At 67.2% G+C, this 15,686-nt stretch carries 15 protein-coding genes; 3 read left to right on the top strand and 12 right to left on the bottom strand.

Annotation, left to right across the window (positions count from 1 at the left end; translation table 11 throughout):
- Position 1: 1 nt before the first annotated feature.
- Both MOX01_RS09000 and tdh read right to left on the bottom strand, forming a co-directional pair.
- A complete protein-coding gene (locus MOX01_RS09000; RefSeq protein ID WP_141369336.1) occupies positions 2-1,180 on the bottom strand; it encodes a glycine C-acetyltransferase in 1,179 nt (392 codons plus the stop codon).
- Entirely contained in the window at positions 1,180-2,223 is a 1,044-nt protein-coding gene (tdh, locus tag MOX01_RS08995; RefSeq protein WP_141369334.1) for an L-threonine 3-dehydrogenase, read from the bottom strand. Before tdh ends, MOX01_RS09000 begins: the two co-directional genes overlap by 1 nt.
- 99 nt (positions 2,224-2,322) lie before the next feature.
- Here tdh and MOX01_RS08990 point away from each other — a divergent pair, with 99 nt between their 5' ends.
- From MOX01_RS08990 to MOX01_RS08980, 3 genes are read left to right on the top strand one after another with little or no spacing between them, the layout of a single operon-like run.
- Positions 2,323-3,240: a LysR family transcriptional regulator gene (locus MOX01_RS08990; protein ID WP_046749259.1), complete on the top strand. Its 918-nt coding sequence runs from the start codon at positions 2,323-2,325 to the stop codon at positions 3,238-3,240.
- 31 nt (positions 3,241-3,271) lie between these two features.
- Positions 3,272-5,323 (top strand): M3 family metallopeptidase, encoded by a 2,052-nt coding sequence (locus tag MOX01_RS08985; protein WP_141369332.1) that lies wholly within the window; start codon positions 3,272-3,274, stop codon positions 5,321-5,323.
- Positions 5,324-5,342: 19 nt separating this feature from the next.
- Positions 5,343-5,840 (top strand): GyrI-like domain-containing protein, encoded by a 498-nt coding sequence (locus MOX01_RS08980; protein ID WP_141369330.1) that lies wholly within the window; start codon positions 5,343-5,345, stop codon positions 5,838-5,840.
- A 33-nt stretch (positions 5,841-5,873) separates the two neighbouring features.
- Here the strand turns inward: MOX01_RS08980 and MOX01_RS08975 are convergent, their stop codons facing one another.
- The 10 genes from MOX01_RS08975 to tig form a co-directional block, all read right to left on the bottom strand.
- A complete protein-coding gene (locus MOX01_RS08975) occupies positions 5,874-6,410 on the bottom strand; it encodes an NUDIX hydrolase (RefSeq protein ID WP_141369328.1) in 537 nt (178 codons plus the stop codon).
- On the bottom strand, positions 6,407-7,675 hold the full coding sequence (gene clpX / locus MOX01_RS08970) for an ATP-dependent Clp protease ATP-binding subunit ClpX (RefSeq protein ID WP_046749262.1): 1,269 nt from the start codon (positions 7,673-7,675) through the stop codon (positions 6,407-6,409). Before clpX ends, MOX01_RS08975 begins: the two co-directional genes overlap by 4 nt.
- Before the next feature lie 176 nt (positions 7,676-7,851).
- On the bottom strand, positions 7,852-8,703 hold the full coding sequence (locus tag MOX01_RS08965; RefSeq protein ID WP_046749263.1) for an aldehyde dehydrogenase family protein: 852 nt from the start codon (positions 8,701-8,703) through the stop codon (positions 7,852-7,854).
- The gene (locus tag MOX01_RS08960) at positions 8,700-10,142 is read right to left on the bottom strand and encodes an aldehyde dehydrogenase family protein (RefSeq protein WP_058632256.1); all 1,443 of its coding nucleotides are present in this window, start codon (positions 10,140-10,142) and stop codon (positions 8,700-8,702) included. The genes MOX01_RS08965 and MOX01_RS08960 overlap by 4 nt, the downstream gene beginning before the upstream one ends.
- 13 nt (positions 10,143-10,155) lie before the next feature.
- Positions 10,156-11,157: a deoxyribose-phosphate aldolase gene (gene deoC / locus MOX01_RS08955; RefSeq protein WP_141369326.1), complete on the bottom strand. Its 1,002-nt coding sequence runs from the start codon at positions 11,155-11,157 to the stop codon at positions 10,156-10,158.
- Entirely contained in the window at positions 11,154-12,089 is a 936-nt protein-coding gene (locus MOX01_RS08950; RefSeq protein WP_230977914.1) for a sugar-binding transcriptional regulator, read from the bottom strand. Before MOX01_RS08950 ends, deoC begins: the two co-directional genes overlap by 4 nt.
- Positions 12,090-12,237: 148 nt before the next feature.
- Positions 12,238-12,879, bottom strand: coding sequence for an ATP-dependent Clp protease proteolytic subunit (locus MOX01_RS08945; protein WP_046749265.1), 642 nt, complete (start codon positions 12,877-12,879; stop codon positions 12,238-12,240).
- A 20-nt stretch (positions 12,880-12,899) separates the two neighbouring features.
- Positions 12,900-13,496 (bottom strand): ATP-dependent Clp protease proteolytic subunit, encoded by a 597-nt coding sequence (locus MOX01_RS08940; RefSeq protein ID WP_017830295.1) that lies wholly within the window; start codon positions 13,494-13,496, stop codon positions 12,900-12,902.
- 81 nt (positions 13,497-13,577) lie between these two features.
- Positions 13,578-14,072: a tetratricopeptide repeat protein gene (locus MOX01_RS08935; RefSeq protein WP_058632255.1), complete on the bottom strand. Its 495-nt coding sequence runs from the start codon at positions 14,070-14,072 to the stop codon at positions 13,578-13,580.
- Between the two features lie 72 nt (positions 14,073-14,144).
- Positions 14,145-15,650 (bottom strand): trigger factor, encoded by a 1,506-nt coding sequence (gene tig, locus MOX01_RS08930; RefSeq protein ID WP_058632254.1) that lies wholly within the window; start codon positions 15,648-15,650, stop codon positions 14,145-14,147.
- Between the last annotated feature and the right edge of the window lie 36 nt (positions 15,651-15,686).

Raw genomic sequence — 15,686 nt, 5'->3', positions numbered from 1 at the left:
CTCAGTCGATTGCGTCGCGCGCGGCGACGAAGGCGCCGACGCAATACTCGATCTGCTCCGCCGTGTGCACCGCCGACAGCTGCACGCGGATCCGTGCCAGGCCGCGCGGCACGACCGGGAAGCTGAACGCGGTCACGTAGATGCCACGCGCCTGCATCTCCTGAGCGATCCGCGCCGTCTTCGCCGCGTCCCCGAACATGACGGGGACGATGGGGTGTTCGCCCGGAAGCAGATCGAAGCCCTCCGCCGTCATGCGCTCGCGGAACAGCGACGCGTTCGCACGCAGCCGCGACCGAAGGTCCGCGGACCCTTCGACGAGATCGAGGGCGGTCAGCGTGCCGGCGACGATCGCGGGGGCGAGAGTGTTCGAGAACAGGTAGGGACGAGAACGCTGACGCAGCAGAGCCACGGTCTCGGCGTGCGAGGCGACGTACCCGCCCGATGCGCCCCCGAGCGCCTTGCCGAAGGTTCCGGTGTAGATGTCGACACGATCGGCTACTCCGCAGAGCTCCGGTGTGCCACGACCGTTCTCGCCGACGAAACCGACCGCATGGGAATCGTCGACGAAGACGAGAGCGTCGTAACGGTCGGCGAGATCGCAGATCTCGGCGAGAGGCGCGATGTAGCCGTCCATCGAGAACACGCCGTCCGTCACGATCACACGGAATCGGGCGTCCGTTGCCGCCTGCAGCTGCGCCTCGAGATCGGCCATGTCCCGGTTGCGGTAACGAAGCCGCCTCGCCTTCGAGAGTCGGATGCCGTCGATGATCGAGGCGTGGTTCAGCTCATCGGAGATGATGGCGTCCTCGGGTCCGAAGAGTGTCTCGAACACTCCCCCGTTCGCGTCGAAGCACGACGAGTACAGGATGGCCTCGTCTGTGCCGAGGAAGTCGGCGAGGCGGCGCTCCAACTCGAGGTGCTGCTCTTGCGTGCCGCAGATGAAGCGCACACTCGCGAGGCCGTAGCCCCACTCCTCCAGGGCCGTCGTCGCGGCCGAGAGGATGCGCGGATCGTCGGCGAGACCGAGGTAGTTGTTCGCGCAGAAGTTCAGCACGTCAGCGCCGTCAGCGGTGATCTCGGCGTTCTGCGGCCCGCGGATACCGCGCTCGCGCTTGGTCAGGCCGGCCTCCTCGATCGCCGCCAGCTCGTCCGACACATGCTTCTGAAAGGTCCCGTACATCACAACTCCGTCCAGTCGAGGATGATCTTGCCCGTTCCCGCCGATTCGGCGGCGGCGAATCCGCGTTCCCATTCACGAGCGGGGACGACTTCGGCGATCACTCGGCCGATGGCATCCCGCAGGGGCGCACTGGTCTGCAGCATCGCCCCCATGGCGTTCCACGTCTCGAACATCTCGCGTCCGTAGATCCCCTTGATCGTGAGCATGTGGGTGACGAGCTTGCCCCAGTCGATCCCGAACCCGGCACTCGGCAGACCCAGCATCGCGATACGCCCACCGTGGTTCATGTTGTCGATCATGGCGGGGAGGGCCGATGGCGCACCGCTCATCTCGAATCCGATGTCGAAACCCTCGCGCATTCCGAGCGCCTGCTGCGCCTCCCTGATATCGCGGACCGAGACGTCGACGATTTCGTCGGCGCCCATCCGACGAGCCATCTCCAGACGCGGTGCGCTGACATCCGTCGCGGTGATGAACCGCGCCCCGGCGTGCCTGGCGACGGCGATGGCCATGAGCCCGATCGGGCCGCAGCCGGTGACGAGCACGTCTTCTCCGACGAGCGGGTACGTGAGCGCCGTGTGGACCGCGTTGCCGAGCGGATCGAAGATCGCGCCGAGCTCGGGAGTCACCTCGGCGTGGTGCACCCACACGTTCGCCGCAGGGAGCGCGAGGTACTCCGCGAACGCACCGTCCCGCTGCAGACCGAGACCGATCGTCCGGATGCACATCTGCCGGCGCCCTGCCCGGCAGTTGCGACACGTCCCGCAGACGATGTGGCCTTCACCGGAGACGCGATCACCCACGGAGATGTCGTGCACGCCGGGTCCGACCTCCACCACTTCGCCGTAGAACTCGTGACCGGGGATCAGCGGGGCGGCGATCGCCGACGCCGCCCAGTCATCCCAGCGGAGGATGTGTAGATCGGTTCCGCAGATGCCGGTGCGCAGCACCCGGATGACGACCTCGTCGGCGCCGGCCTTCGGTTCGGGACGCTCGACCAGCTCGAGCCCCGCGCCAGGCGCGCCTTTGAACAGTGCTCTCATGCGGACAGTGCCTTCATGATCTCGATCACATCGCATCCACGGTTGTAGATCAATCGGCATCGTCTGCACCGTCCATGTAGCCGCCGCTAAACTGTTCTCGTGGAACTCCATCAGTTGCAGATCCTGAGAGAGCTCGGCGCCCTCGGCAGTGTGACCGCCGTGGCCGACGCGCTCCGAGTCACTCCTTCTGCCGTCTCCCAGCAGCTCGCAACCCTGCAGCGTGGTGTGCCGACACCGCTGACCCGCAGAGTCGGGCGCACGCTCGCCCTCACACCCGCCGGCGAAGTACTGGCGACTGCCGGCGCCGAGGCGATCGACGCCATGGCGGCGGCACGACACGCCCTGGACGACTTCGAGGGTTCTGCGACGGGAGTCGTGAGCATCAGCGGGTTCCACAGCGTCGGGCAGGCGCTGTTCGGAGCACTCGTGCGGGAGCTGTCGTCCGCAGCGAACGCGCCATCGGTGCAGCTCACGGACGAGGATGTCGCGCAGACGGATTTCCCTGCGCTCACAGCACGCTACGACCTCGTGCTCGCGCACCGCATGGAGCATTCCGAACCGTGGCCCGCGCAGGGTGTGCGCAGCCTCACCCTGATCCGCGAGCCCCTGGACGTGGCGGTAGCGGCCTCACATCCGCTCGCCGGTCGTGCCAGCCTCACACCGGCCGACGTCGCAGGAGAGCGATGGGTCACCAGTCGCATCGGCTACTCCCCCGACGACGTGCTCCGTGCCGTATCGGCGGTGGCCCATCGGCCCGTCGACATCCAACACCGCATCAACGACTACGGCGCGGTGTCGGCCGTCGTGGCCGCCGGAGGGGTGATCGGGATGCTACCGCGCTTCACCTCGCGCAGCGTCGACGACCGCGACCTCGTGCGCGTCCCTCTCGAAGGTGTGAGCACGCACCGGATGATCGACGTGCTCGCGCGGCCCGAGACACTTCGTCGTCGATCGGTCCGCGTGGTCGTGGAAGCCCTTCGCGGCGTGATGACGCGCCTGAGCGAGAGCGGGTCCTGAGCACGCCCGGCGCGGTGGATAGGCTCGGAGGATGACCGACGCCACCAATCCGCTGCTGCTGCCGTCGACGCTTCCCTACGGGCTCCCCGACTACGCCGCGATTCGGCCGGAGCACTATCTCCCCGCTTTCCAGGCGGGTTTCGAGGAGCAGCTCCGCGAGATCGAGCGCATCACCGTGGTGCGCTCGATGCCCACGTTCGAGAACACCCTTGAGGCGCTGGAGCGATCCGGCGAGCTGCTGGATCGTGTCGCGCACACCTTCTACACGGTGAGTTCGGCCGATGCGACGCCCGAGATCCAGGAGATCGACGAGCAGCTCGCGCCGCTCATGGCAGCGCATGAGGATGCGATCACGCTCGACAGCCGGCTCTACTGGCGTGTACAGCAGGTGTACGAGCAGCTCGACGCGCTGAACCTCGATCCGGAGCAGCGGTACCTCGTGGAGCGCCGTCATCGCGAGATGACCTTGGCCGGTGCGGGCCTCGACGACGAAGCGAAGGCGCGGCTGACCGCCATGAACCAGAAGCTGTCGACCCTGACCAACACGTTCGAGCGCAACCTGCTGAACGACACCAACGACCTGGCCGTGGTGTTCGACACGGCCGACGAGCTCGACGGATTGAGCGCGGGAGAGCTCTCCGCTGCCGCACGTGCCGCCACGGACAGGGACTTGGACGGAAAGCTCCTGATCACCCTCCCGCTCTTCACAGGCCACCCTGCTCTGGCGCAGTTGCGCCCGCGGGAATCGAGACGTCGCATCATGGCGGCCTCGCTCGCACGCGGGTCTCGCGACAACGCGAACGACAACCGTCCGGTCCTTCTCGCGATCGTGCGTCTGCGGGCGGAGCGTGCACAGTTGCTCGGCTACGACTCGCACGCTGCCGCCGTGACCGCGGATGAGACGGCAGGAAGCCCGGAGGCGGTCGAGCGGATGCTCCGACGCCTCGCCGGACCATCCGCGCGCAACGCCCTGGCCGAACGCGCAGCTCTGCAGACGATCGTCGACGAGACCGAGCAGATCCCGTTCCCGGTCGAGGCGCACGACTGGGCCTTTTACACCGAGCGGGTGCGCACTGCACGATACGACATCGACTCCAGCGCGCTTCGGCCCTGGTTCGAAGCGGAGCGCGTGCTCCAGGATGGCGTCTTCTTCGCGGCGACGCAGCTCTACGGCGTCACGTTCTCCGAGCGCGATGACCTCGCCGCGTATCACCCCGGCGCGCGCGTCTTCGAGGTGCGCGACGCCGACGGCTCGCCGGTCGGTCTCTACGTGCTCGATCTGTACACGCGCGATTCCAAGCGCGGCGGCGCGTGGATGAATGCGATCGTCAGCCAGTCGCGACTCCGCGGCACCGCTCCGGTCGTGGTCAACAACCTGAACGTGCCGCTTCCCGGAGAAGGGGAGCCGACGCTCCTGACGCTCGACGAGGTGACCACGCTGTTCCACGAGTTCGGACACGCTCTGCACGGCCTCTTCGCGACTGTCACCTACCCACACTTCGCGGGGACGAACGTGTTCCGCGACTTCGTCGAGTTCCCGAGCCAGGTGAACGAGATGTGGATCCTGTGGCCGGAGGTCCTCGAGAACTACGCGCGTCACCACGAGACCGGCGCTCCACTCGATCCCTCGATCGTCGAGCGCCTGCGAGCGACCGAGACGTTCGATCAGGGGCACGCGACCAGCGAGTATCTGGCTGCCGCATGGTTGGACCAGGCCTGGCATCGTCTCGGCACGGATGCCGAGGTCGACGACGTCGCCGCTTTCGAGGCCGCCGCTCTGGCGGACATCGGCCTGAAAGACCCGACCGTGCCGACGCGGTACTCATCCACCTACTTCGCCCACGTGTTCGCCGGCGGCTACAGCGCGGGGTACTACTCGTACATCTGGAGCGAGGTGCTCGACGCCGACACGGTCGACTGGTTCCGAGAGAACGGTGGTCTCACCCGGGCGAACGGCGACAGATTCCGCGCACGACTCCTCGGCGTGGGAGGTTCCAAGGATCCTCTCGAGGCGTACCGCGACTTCCGGGGCCGCGATGCGGATATCGATCCGCTCCTGAAGAGGCGTGGACTGGGCGACTGAGGCGTGAGACGCTGAGCGCATGAACGCCTTTCGCGACGCCCCGTTCGGTCCTGCGGACCGCCTCGACCTCGAGTCCGTCCCCCTCGCCGTCATCCGCCACGAGGGCATCCGCCTCGCCGATCTCCCGGAGGCGTTCGACGCCGGCTACTCGGCGATCGCGCTCACCTTCGCCGGAGGCGTGCTCGTCCCGACCGGCCCGGCACTCGCGGTGTATCACGGCGATCCGATGGGCGTCTTCGACCTGGAACTCGGCTTCCCCGTGCAGACGGCACCGGCGAACCCCATCCCCACCGCGAGCGGCCGCGTCATCGTCGCTTCGACGCTGGCCTCAGGACCCGCGGTCGCGACCACGCTGTTCGGCTCCTATGAGGAACTGGGTGGCGCATGGGCCGCCCTCGTCGAGCGCGCGTCGGCGCAGGGGCTTCGTCCCGGGGGGATCTGGATCGAGATCTACGTGTCCGACCCGAGCGCTCCGGCACCAGAACTGCGTACGGACCTGATCATGCCGATCGGCTGACGAAACCCGTCACGCGCAGAGCCTCGTTCGGAGTCACCGTCCGAGCTGGTCCATGGCTTTGTACCAGGTGAGCTGGTGGTAGCTCTGCGGGAGGAGGTCGCCGAGTCCATCGAGCGACAACACATGTACGACGATCGACTCGCTGTCGTCGAGAGACTGCTCCGCGACGCGCGCACACCCGCGCGCGAGGAAATGATGCACCCGGTTCGTGTGGTTGCCGAAGTTCGCCCAGGTCGATCCGAGATCGATGAGATCGTCGGCGGCATACCCGGTCTCCTCGAGCAGCTCACGGCGCGCCGCAGCCTCCGGCGACTCACCAGGCTCTACTCCCCCGCCGATGGTGCCGACGGCCACGACGCCTGCACCGTGCCGATACTCTTCGACGACTATGGCGTCATCGTTCCGGTCGAGGGCGAGGACGGAGATCCAGTCCCCGTACTCCAGCACGTAGTACGGGGCGATCGACACACCGCTGCCATTCACGCACTCGTCGGCGTGGAGGCGGATCCGCCGGTCGGCGACGAGCGTCTCGCGCGCCACCGTCTTCCAGGGAGCCGGCTCCGCGCTCATGCGCTCTTGCGCTTGCGCTCCATCACGATGGTGGGCGGTGCGCCTTCGTCGACGGCAGCGCGGGTCACGATGACCTTCGCCACGTCCTCGGCGGAGGGGATCTCGAACATGATGGGTCCGAGCACGTCTTCCAGGATCGCCCGAAGACCGCGAGCACCGGTCTTGCGCTCGACGGCGAGGTCGGCGATGGAGCGCAGTGCCTCTTCTTCGAACTCGAGCTGCACGCCGTCGATCTCGAACATCCGCTGATACTGCTTCACCAGCGCGTTGCGCGGGCCCGTCAGGATGTCGATCAGCGCATCCTGGTCGAGCGGTGACACGTTGGTCACGACCGGCAGACGCCCGATGAACTCGGGGATCAGCCCGAACTTGTGCAGGTCTTCCGGAAGCACCTCGCTGAACAGGTCGAGGTCCTTGCCCTTGTCGTGCAGCGGAGCACCGAAGCCGATTCCATGCTTGCCGACGCGGGCCGACACGATGTCTTCGAGACCCGCGAAGGCTCCGGCGACGATGAACAGCACGTTGGACGTGTCGATCTGCAGGAACTCCTGGTGCGGGTGCTTGCGACCGCCCTGGGGCGGCACCGAGGCGACCGTGCCCTCGATGATCTTCAGGAGCGCCTGCTGGACGCCCTCGCCCGAGACGTCGCGCGTGATGGAGGGGTTCTCCGCCTTGCGGGCGATCTTGTCGACCTCGTCGATGTAGATGATGCCCTGCTCGGCGCGCTTGACGTCGTAGTCGGCGGCCTGGATGAGTTTGAGGAGGATGTTCTCGACGTCTTCGCCGACATAGCCGGCCTCGGTCAGAGCGGTGGCATCGGCAACGGCGAACGGGACGTTCAGCCGCTTCGCGAGCGTCTGTGCGAGATACGTCTTCCCACAGCCGGTCGGGCCGATGAGCAGGATGTTGCTCTTGGCGATCTCGACCTCTTCGGCCTTCTGCTCAGCGGTCTGAAGAGTGCCGTGGGCGCGAACGCGCTTGTAGTGGTTGTAGACGGCGACGGAAAGAGCGCGCTTGGCCGGCTCCTGGCCGACGACGTACTCCTCAAGGAAGGAGAAGATCTCACGCGGCTTGGGAAGCTCGAACTCGGCGACCCCGTCGGCAGACGACTCGGCCATGCGCTCTTCGATGATCTCGTTGCACAGTTCGACGCACTCGTCGCAGATGTACACACCGGGGCCGGCGATGAGCTGCTGCACCTGCTTCTGGCTCTTTCCACAGAAAGAGCATTTGAACAGGTCAGCGCTTTCACCGATGCGGGCCATGCGCGTCCTCCTAGGGGGGATCAGAGATCGTCCTTCGAGCCTAACCGCTGCTTACGACACCGGGCCGCATTGAGGGCACTCGACATCGCGCCCATTGGACGGCGAAGGGATCGACAGCCGTCTGGCGCCTTCTCCGGGCGACGGCTGCCGACCCCTTCGCGAGATCGACTGTTCGGTCAGACCATGCTCTTCGTGTGCCAGACGGTCTTCACCTCGGTGAAGGCGCCGATCCGTTCCGGCGAGGCGACGACCTCACCGGGGGTAAGCACACGCTTGAGCGTCTCCGCTGCGGCGATCTGCATGTCCACCCAATCCAAGGCGCCGGCACCCGCGAGGTCGAGGGCGTTCACGTCCTGGTGGGATGCCAGCCATGGAGCCATCTCCGCCGGCGAACCCGTCAGCACGTTGACGACGCCACCGGGGACATCGCTGGTGACGAGGACCTCGGCGAGGCTGATGGCCGAGAGCGGGTGCTGCTCACTCGCGATGACGACCACGGTGTTCCCGGCGACCAGCGCGGGAGCAACGACCGACACCAGGCCGAGCAGCGCCGAGTCCTGCGGTGCGATGATCGCGACGACGCCCGTCGGCTCCGGCACGGAGATGTTGAAGTACGGCCCGGAGACGGGGTTCGCGTTGCCCGCCACCTGGGCGTACTTGTCGCACCAGCCGGCGTACCAGACCCAGAGATCGATCGCCTCATCGACCTGCGCGGCCGCAGCGGCGGACGACACGCCCTCCTGCGCCGAGATCTCGTCGATGAACTGCGCACGGCGACCCTCGAGCACCTCTGCGACGCGGTACAACACCTGTCCGCGGTTGTAGGCGGTCGCCCCCGACCAGCCCTTCACCGCCGCGCGAGCGGCGACGACGGCGTCACGGGCATCCTTGCGAGAGCCCTTCGCGGCGTTCGCGAGGAAGGCCCCCTTGGAGGAGAGCACCTCGTACGTGCGGCCGGACTCGCTCCGCGGGAACGCTCCGCCGATCGCGAGCTTGTAGGTCTTCGGCACGGTCAGTCGCTTGCTCATGCTGCGGCTCCCTTGAGGTAGGCGGTGAGCCCCTGACGGCCGCCCTCGCGACCGTATCCGGACTCCTTGTAGCCGCCGAACGGGCTCGACGGGTCGAAGCGGTTGAAGGTGTTCGCCCAGATGACACCGGCACGCAGGCGATCGGCCACCGCGAGGATGCGCGATCCCTTGTCGGACCAGATCCCGGCCGAGAGGCCGTACGGCGTGTTGTTCGCCTTCGCGATCGCCTCGGCCGGTGTGCGGAAGGTGAGCACCGAGAGCACAGGCCCGAAGACCTCGTCGCGGGCGATGCGGTGCGACGCCTCGACGCCGGTGAAGATCGTCGGCGCGAACCAGAAGCCCTGCTCCGGGATCGCGCAGTCCGCCGTCCAGCGCTCTGCGCCCTCGGCCTCGCCGATGTCGCTCAGCTCACGGATGCGGGCGAGCTGCGCTGCGGAGTTGATCGCGCCGATGTCGGTGTTCTTGTCGAGAGGGTCGCCGAGGCGGAGGGTCGACAGGCGCGACTTGAGCCGATCGACGACCTCGTCGTGGATCGACTCCTGCACGAGCAGTCGGCTTCCGGCGCAGCAGACGTGGCCCTGGTTGAAGAAGATGCCGTTCACGATGCCTTCGACCGCCTGATCGATGGGGGCGTCGTCGAACACGATGTTCGCGGCCTTGCCGCCCAGTTCGAGCGTCAGCTTCTTCGGAGTGCCGGCGACAGCCCGGGCGATGTCCCGTCCGACACCGGTCGAACCGGTGAAGGCCACCTTGTCGACGTCGGGGTGACGCACGAGCGCAGAGCCCGTCGCTCCGGCACCCGTCACGATGTTGACGACACCGGCCGGAAGGTCGGCCTGCTGCAGGATCTCGGCGAAGATCAGCGCGGTGAGGGGCGTCGTCTCGGCCGGCTTGAGCACCACCGTGTTGCCGGCGGCGAGAGCGGGAGCGATCTTCCAGGCCAGCATCAGCAGCGGGAAGTTCCACGGGATGATCTGACCCGCGACGCCGAGAGCCCGCGGGTTCGCGCCCAGTCCCGCGTGATCGAGCTTGTCGGCCCAGCCCGCGTAGTAGAAGAACCAGGAGGCGACGAGCGGCACGTCGACGTCGCGGCTCTCCTTGATCGGCTTGCCGTTGTCGAGGCTCTCGGCGACGGCGAGCTCACGGGCGCGCTCCTGCACGAGGCGGGCGATGCGGAAGAGGTACTTCCCTCGGTCGCGACCGCTCATCTTCGACCAGGTCTTCTCGTAGGCGCGACGCGCGGCGGCGACCGCACGGTCGACGTCCTCATCACTCGCCGAAGCGATCTCGGCGATGTGCTTCTCGGTCGCCGGTGAGATGGTGTTGAACGGCGTGCCGGAGCCGTCGACGAACTCGCCGTCGATGAACAGCCCGTAGCTGTCCTTGAGGTTCAGGACCGCGGTGGACTCCGGTGCGGGAGCGTATTCCAGAAATGACATGTTCGTCTTCCCGTCAGTCGATCGTGACGTAGTCGGGGCCCGAGTAGTGGCCGGAGCTGAGCTTCTGTCGCTGCAGGAGCACGTCGTTGAGGAGGCTGGAGGCGCCGAAGCGGAAGAGGTGCGGCTGGAGCCACTCCTCGCCGACGGTCTCGGCGACGGTGACGAGATACTTCACCGCATCCTTCGACGAGCGGATGCCACCGGCCGGCTTCACACCGATCTTCTCTCCGGTGCCGCGGTACCAGTCGCGCACGGTCTCCAGCATGAGGAGCGTCGTCGGGAGGGTGGCTGCGGGCTGCACCTTGCCGGTCGAGGTCTTGATGAAGTCCCCTCCCGCCAGGATGCCCAGCCACGAGGCGCGCTTGATGTTGTCGTAGGTGTTCAGCTCGCCGGTCTCCAGGATCACCTTGAGCGAGGCGTACGAACCGTCCTCACGACGGCAGGCCTCCTTGACCTGGGCGATCTGGTCGAAGACCAGGCCGTACCGGCCGGACAGGAACGCTCCACGATCGATCACCATGTCGATCTCATCGGCGCCCGCAGCCACCGCCTCGGCGGTGTCGGCGAGCTTGATCGCAAGCGAGGAGCGTCCGCTGGGGAATGCCGTGGCGACGGCCGCGACGGAGATCAGGCCGTCATCGGGGTCACCGTGCATCCCGCCTAGCGCGGTCACCGCGTCGCCGACCATGTCACCGTACACGCAGACCGCTGCGACCCGCGGGGTCGAAGGATCCGCGGCGTCCGGATTCTTCGCCTTGGCCACGAGAGAGCGCACCTTTCCGGGAGTGTCAGCTCCCTCGAGCGTCGTGAGGTCGATCAGCTTGATGATCGTGTCGAGCGCCCACGCCTTCGAGGTGGTCTTGATCGACCGCGTGCCGAGCCCGGCAGCGCGCTGCTCCAGACCGACGGCATCCACGCCGGGAAGTCCGTGCAGGAATCGCCGGAGCGTGGCGTCGTCGGGCTCGCCGCCCAGAACGTCCACCGCCGCCCTGCGACTGAGTTCTTTGGTCGTCACTGTTCCTCCAACAATGCTCGTGCTGTGGTCTCATCGGTCACCAGAACGCCGCACAGGCCGCTGGTGACCACGGTGCGTGCGATGTCGTGCTTGGCGGGGCCCGCCGTCACGAAGATCGCACGAGCGGCTCCGCGCAGACGGTCGAGAGAGACTCCGACGGTCCGTGCATCGAGCTGCGAGTCGACGATGTTGCCCTCCGCGTCGACGTAGCGCCCGAGGACGTCGCCGACGGCGCCGCGTCGTGCGAGCTCTTCGACATCCTCCGCACTGAGGTAGCCGTTCTCGACATGGGCGGACGAGGCATCGCAGGGTCCGGCGGTGAAAAGGAACGCCTGGGCCTCGGCTGCCTCTTCGAGGACGGCGGCGACGGTGCGGTCGGACTCGATCGCCTGCTTCGTCTCCACGCGCTCGAGGATGGCCGGGCTCGGCAGCAGTGAGACTTGCCCCGAAGCGCGCTGGGCGATCGTGACGGCGAGGCCTGCTGCGCCTCCGGAGCGTCGGTTCAGGCTCACTCCCCCGTTGAGCTGCACCACGGTCACGCCGTTCGCCCAGCCGTCCGGAAGCGACTCGGCCACGGCACGGAGTGTACGGCCCCAGCTCACCCCGAGGGTGCGGGGAACGGGGCGCAGCGCGGTCAGGAAGTCGGCTGCGGCCTGAGCGACACGTTCGAGGGTGCCGTCATCGCCTTCCGGAGCCGGCACGACCACGGCATCGGTGAGGCCGAAGCGCTCGACGAGAAGCCGCTCCAGGCCGAGTCGGCGGGCGCGCGGGTGCACGATCTCGATGCGGACGATGCCGCGTTCGCGGGCCTGGGTCAGCAGACGGCCGACCTTCCAGCGCGAGATCTTGAGGAGTCCGCCGATCTCGTCCTGGGTCTTGTCCTCGTCGTAGTACAGCTCGGCGACGCGGACCATGAGCAGATCTTCTTCCACGGCTTCCTCCTTCCTCCTCCAGAGTAGGCCCTCATCAGCGTTCGCGCACCACAGTGCTCATATGCGCACTTTGTCGTCGGGTCGTGCACATCCGCCGGGCACGACGAAGGGCGCCCGTCGGATGACGGACGCCCTTCGATCGATCGGGTCAGACGCGCTTGCGCGTCGTGAGCACCTGGTCGACGATGCCGTACTCCAGCGCCTGTGCGGCGGAGAGGATGTTGTCACGATCGATGTCGCGGTTCACCTGCTCCGGGGTGCGGTTGGTATGTCCCGCGAGCGTCTCCTCCAGCCAGGTGCGCATGCGGAGGATCTCCGCGGCCTGGATCTCGATGTCGGACGCCTGGCCGTGGCCGGCCTCCCCCATCGCGGGCTGGTGGATGAGCACGCGGGCGTTCGGGAGCGCGAGACGCTTGCCCGGCGCACCGGCAGCGAGCAGCACGGCCGCAGCCGAAGCCGCCTGGCCGAGCACCACGGTCTGGATCTGCGGCGCGACGTACTGCATCGTGTCGTAGATCGCCGTCATCGCGGTGAACGAACCACCAGGCGAGTTGATGTACATCGTGATGTCGCGCTCGGCGTCCTGGCTCTCCAGAACGAGGAGCTGTGCCATCACGTCGTCGGCCGAGGCGTCGTCGACCTGCACGCCGAGGAAGATCACGCGGTCTTCGAACAGCTTGTTGTACGGGTCCTGGCGCTTGAAGCCGTAGGCGGTGCGCTCTTCGAACTGCGGCAGCACGTAGCGGCTGGAAGGCAGGTCACCGGCTGAGCGGAAGGTGGGTGTGTACATGAGCGTCCTTTCGCTTTCCGTTACTCGGTGTCCTGGTCGGTTCCGCCGCCGCCGATGACGTCGGAGGCCGATTCGCGGATGTGATCGACGAAGCCGTACTCGAGCGCTTCCTCGGCCGTGAACCAGCGGTCGCGGTCACCATCGGCGTTGATCTGCTCGACCGACTTGCCGGTCTGGGCAGCGGTGATCTCGGCGAGGCGGTTCTTCATCGACATGATGAGCTGCGCCTGCGTCTGGATGTCGCTCGACGTTCCGCCGAACCCGCCGTGGGGCTGGTGCAGCAGCACGCGTGCGTTGGGCGTGATGTACCGCTTGCCCTTGGTGCCGGCGGTCAACAGCAGCTGCCCCATGGAGGCGGCCATTCCGATGCCGACCGTGACGATGTCGTTCGGCACGAACTGCATCGTGTCGTAGATCGCCATGCCCGCGGTGATCGATCCGCCGGGCGAATTCACGTAGAGGTAGATGTCTCGCTCGGAGTCTTCTGCGGCGAGGAGAAGGATCTTCGCGCAGATCTCGTTCGCGTTCTCGTCGCGCACCTCCGACCCCAGCCAGATGATGCGGTCCTTCAGCAACCGGTCGAAGACGCTCGTTGCGAGGAGGGGTTCTGCAGCCATGTCAGCTCCTGATTCCGTGTTTCAGTGATTCGAATCTACCGGCGACAACGCAGCGCCCAGGCCGTGTTCGCCGTCGGCATATCAGGTGTCGGCGTCCGCGATCTCGTGGGCATAGGCCGTCATCGAACGGTGGTAGCGCGGCAGATGCGGGACGAGGGCGAGCAGTGCCACGGAGAGACCCTCTGCCGGGCGCCCGGCGCTGGCCAGGATGAGGGCATGCACGCAGGCGACGGCGTCGCGATAGGGGCCGTCGGGCGCGAGCTCCTCCTCGGCACGGATCACGGCGAGTGCTTCGTCGTACTCGCCGAGATTCCGGAGCGAACTGGCCATCTGGATCACGCACTGCGGACGATGCTCACCATCCAACCCCAGAGCCAGCGCGCGTCGATACAGGGCGACAGCCTCCGCCGGCCGGCCAGCGGAATCCCGTGCACCGCCGCGCTCGAACTCCGCGCGAGCGTCGTCAGGGCCGCGCTCAGCGGCGAGGGCGTCGATGCGGCTGATCGTGTCGTCACCCACCGCTTCGCCCGTCGCGTCGTCCCACACCTCGTCGATGCGCTCATCCCACGTCTTCATCGCTGCCCTCTCCTCGGATGGAAAAGAGGGCGGACGCCGCAGCACCCGCCCTCTTCACTGGATCGTGTTCGATCACTCGGCCTTGTCGGCCGCCTTCTTGGCCGGAGCCTTCTTGGCAGCAGGCTTCTTGGCCGGAGCCTTCTCGGCCGGAGCCTTCTCAGCGGCGGGCTTCTCGGCGTCGTCGGCCTCGGCGGCCTTCTTCGCCGGAGCCTTCTTGGCGGCGGGCTTCTTGGCAGGAGCCTTCTTCGCCGGCTTCTCCTCGGCTTCCGCGGAGTCCGCGTCCGCAGACTCGGCCTCGTCGTCGGTGACGATGAAGTCGGACAGATCGACGGGCTTGCCGTTGCTGTCGACGACCTTCACCTTGCCGAGCGCGATCGCGAGCGCCTTGTTCCGGGCGACCTCGCCGACGAGCGCCGGGAGCTGGTTCGAGGACTGCAGCGCCTCGACGAACTCCTGCGGGGCCATGCCGTACTGGGCAGCCGACTGGATGAGGTACTGCGAGAGCTCCTCCTGCGAGACCTGCACGTCGGCCTGCTCGGCGATCGTGTCGAGAAGAACCTGCGTGCGGAACTGCTTCTCGCTGGCCTCGGTGACCTCGGCGCGGTGCACGTCGTCCTCGAGACGGCCTTCGCCCTCGAGGTGGTTGTGCACCTCGTCCTCGATGAGCTGCGGCGGAACCGGGATCTCGATCTGCTCGAGCAGCACCTCGACGAGCTTGTCGCGTGCGGCGGAGCCCTGCGTGAACACGCCCTGCTGAGCGACGCGCTCCGCGAGGCTCTCACGGAGCTCGGCGATCGTGTCGAACTCGCTCGCGATCTGCGCGAAGTCGTCGTCGGCCTCGGGAAGCTCGCGCTCCTTGACCGCCTTGACCGTCACGGAGACCTCGGCCTCGGACCCGGCGTGGTCGCCACCGACGAGAGCGGAGCGGAACGTGGTGTCCTCACCCGCGGTGAGCGACTCGATCGCGTCGTCGATGCCCTCGAGCAGCTCGCCCGAGCCGATCTCGTAGGAGACGCCCTCGGCGCGGTCGATCTCGGCGCCGTCGATCGTGGCGACGAGGTCGAGCTCGACGAAGTCACCCTTCGCGGCAGGCCGGTCGACCGGCACGAGCGTGCCGAAGCGGGCGCGCATGTTGTCGAGCTCGGCGTCGAGCGCAGCGTCATCGGCCTCGACAGCGTCGACGGTCACGGTGATGCCGTCGTAAGAGGGCAGCTCGATGTCGGGACGGACGTCGACCTCGATGTCCACGAGCAGGTCACCCGAGAAGTCCTTCTCGTTCGGCCACTGCGTGATGTCGGCCGCCGGGCGCCCCACGACGCGCAGCTTGTGCTCGTTGGTCGCCTCGCGGAAGAACTTGTCCAGGCCTTCGTTCACGGCGTGCTCGATGACCGCGCCGCGACCGATGCGCTGGTCGATGATCGGTGCCGGGACCTTGCCCTTGCGGAAGCCGGGGATCTGGACGTCCTGAGCGATGTGCTCGTACGCGTGAGCGATGCTGGGCTTGAGGTCGTCCGGGGTGACCGTGATGGTGAGCTTGACCCGGGTCGGGGTCAGCTTCTCGACGGTGCTGTTCGCCATGCTGGTGTGTTCTCCTTGTGATTTCCGCTTCGAATC

It is taken from the genome of Microbacterium oxydans (assembly GCF_006540085.1).
Lineage (GTDB): Bacteria > Actinomycetota > Actinomycetes > Actinomycetales > Microbacteriaceae > Microbacterium > Microbacterium oxydans.
This window is presented reverse-complemented; position numbering and strand designations above follow the sequence as displayed.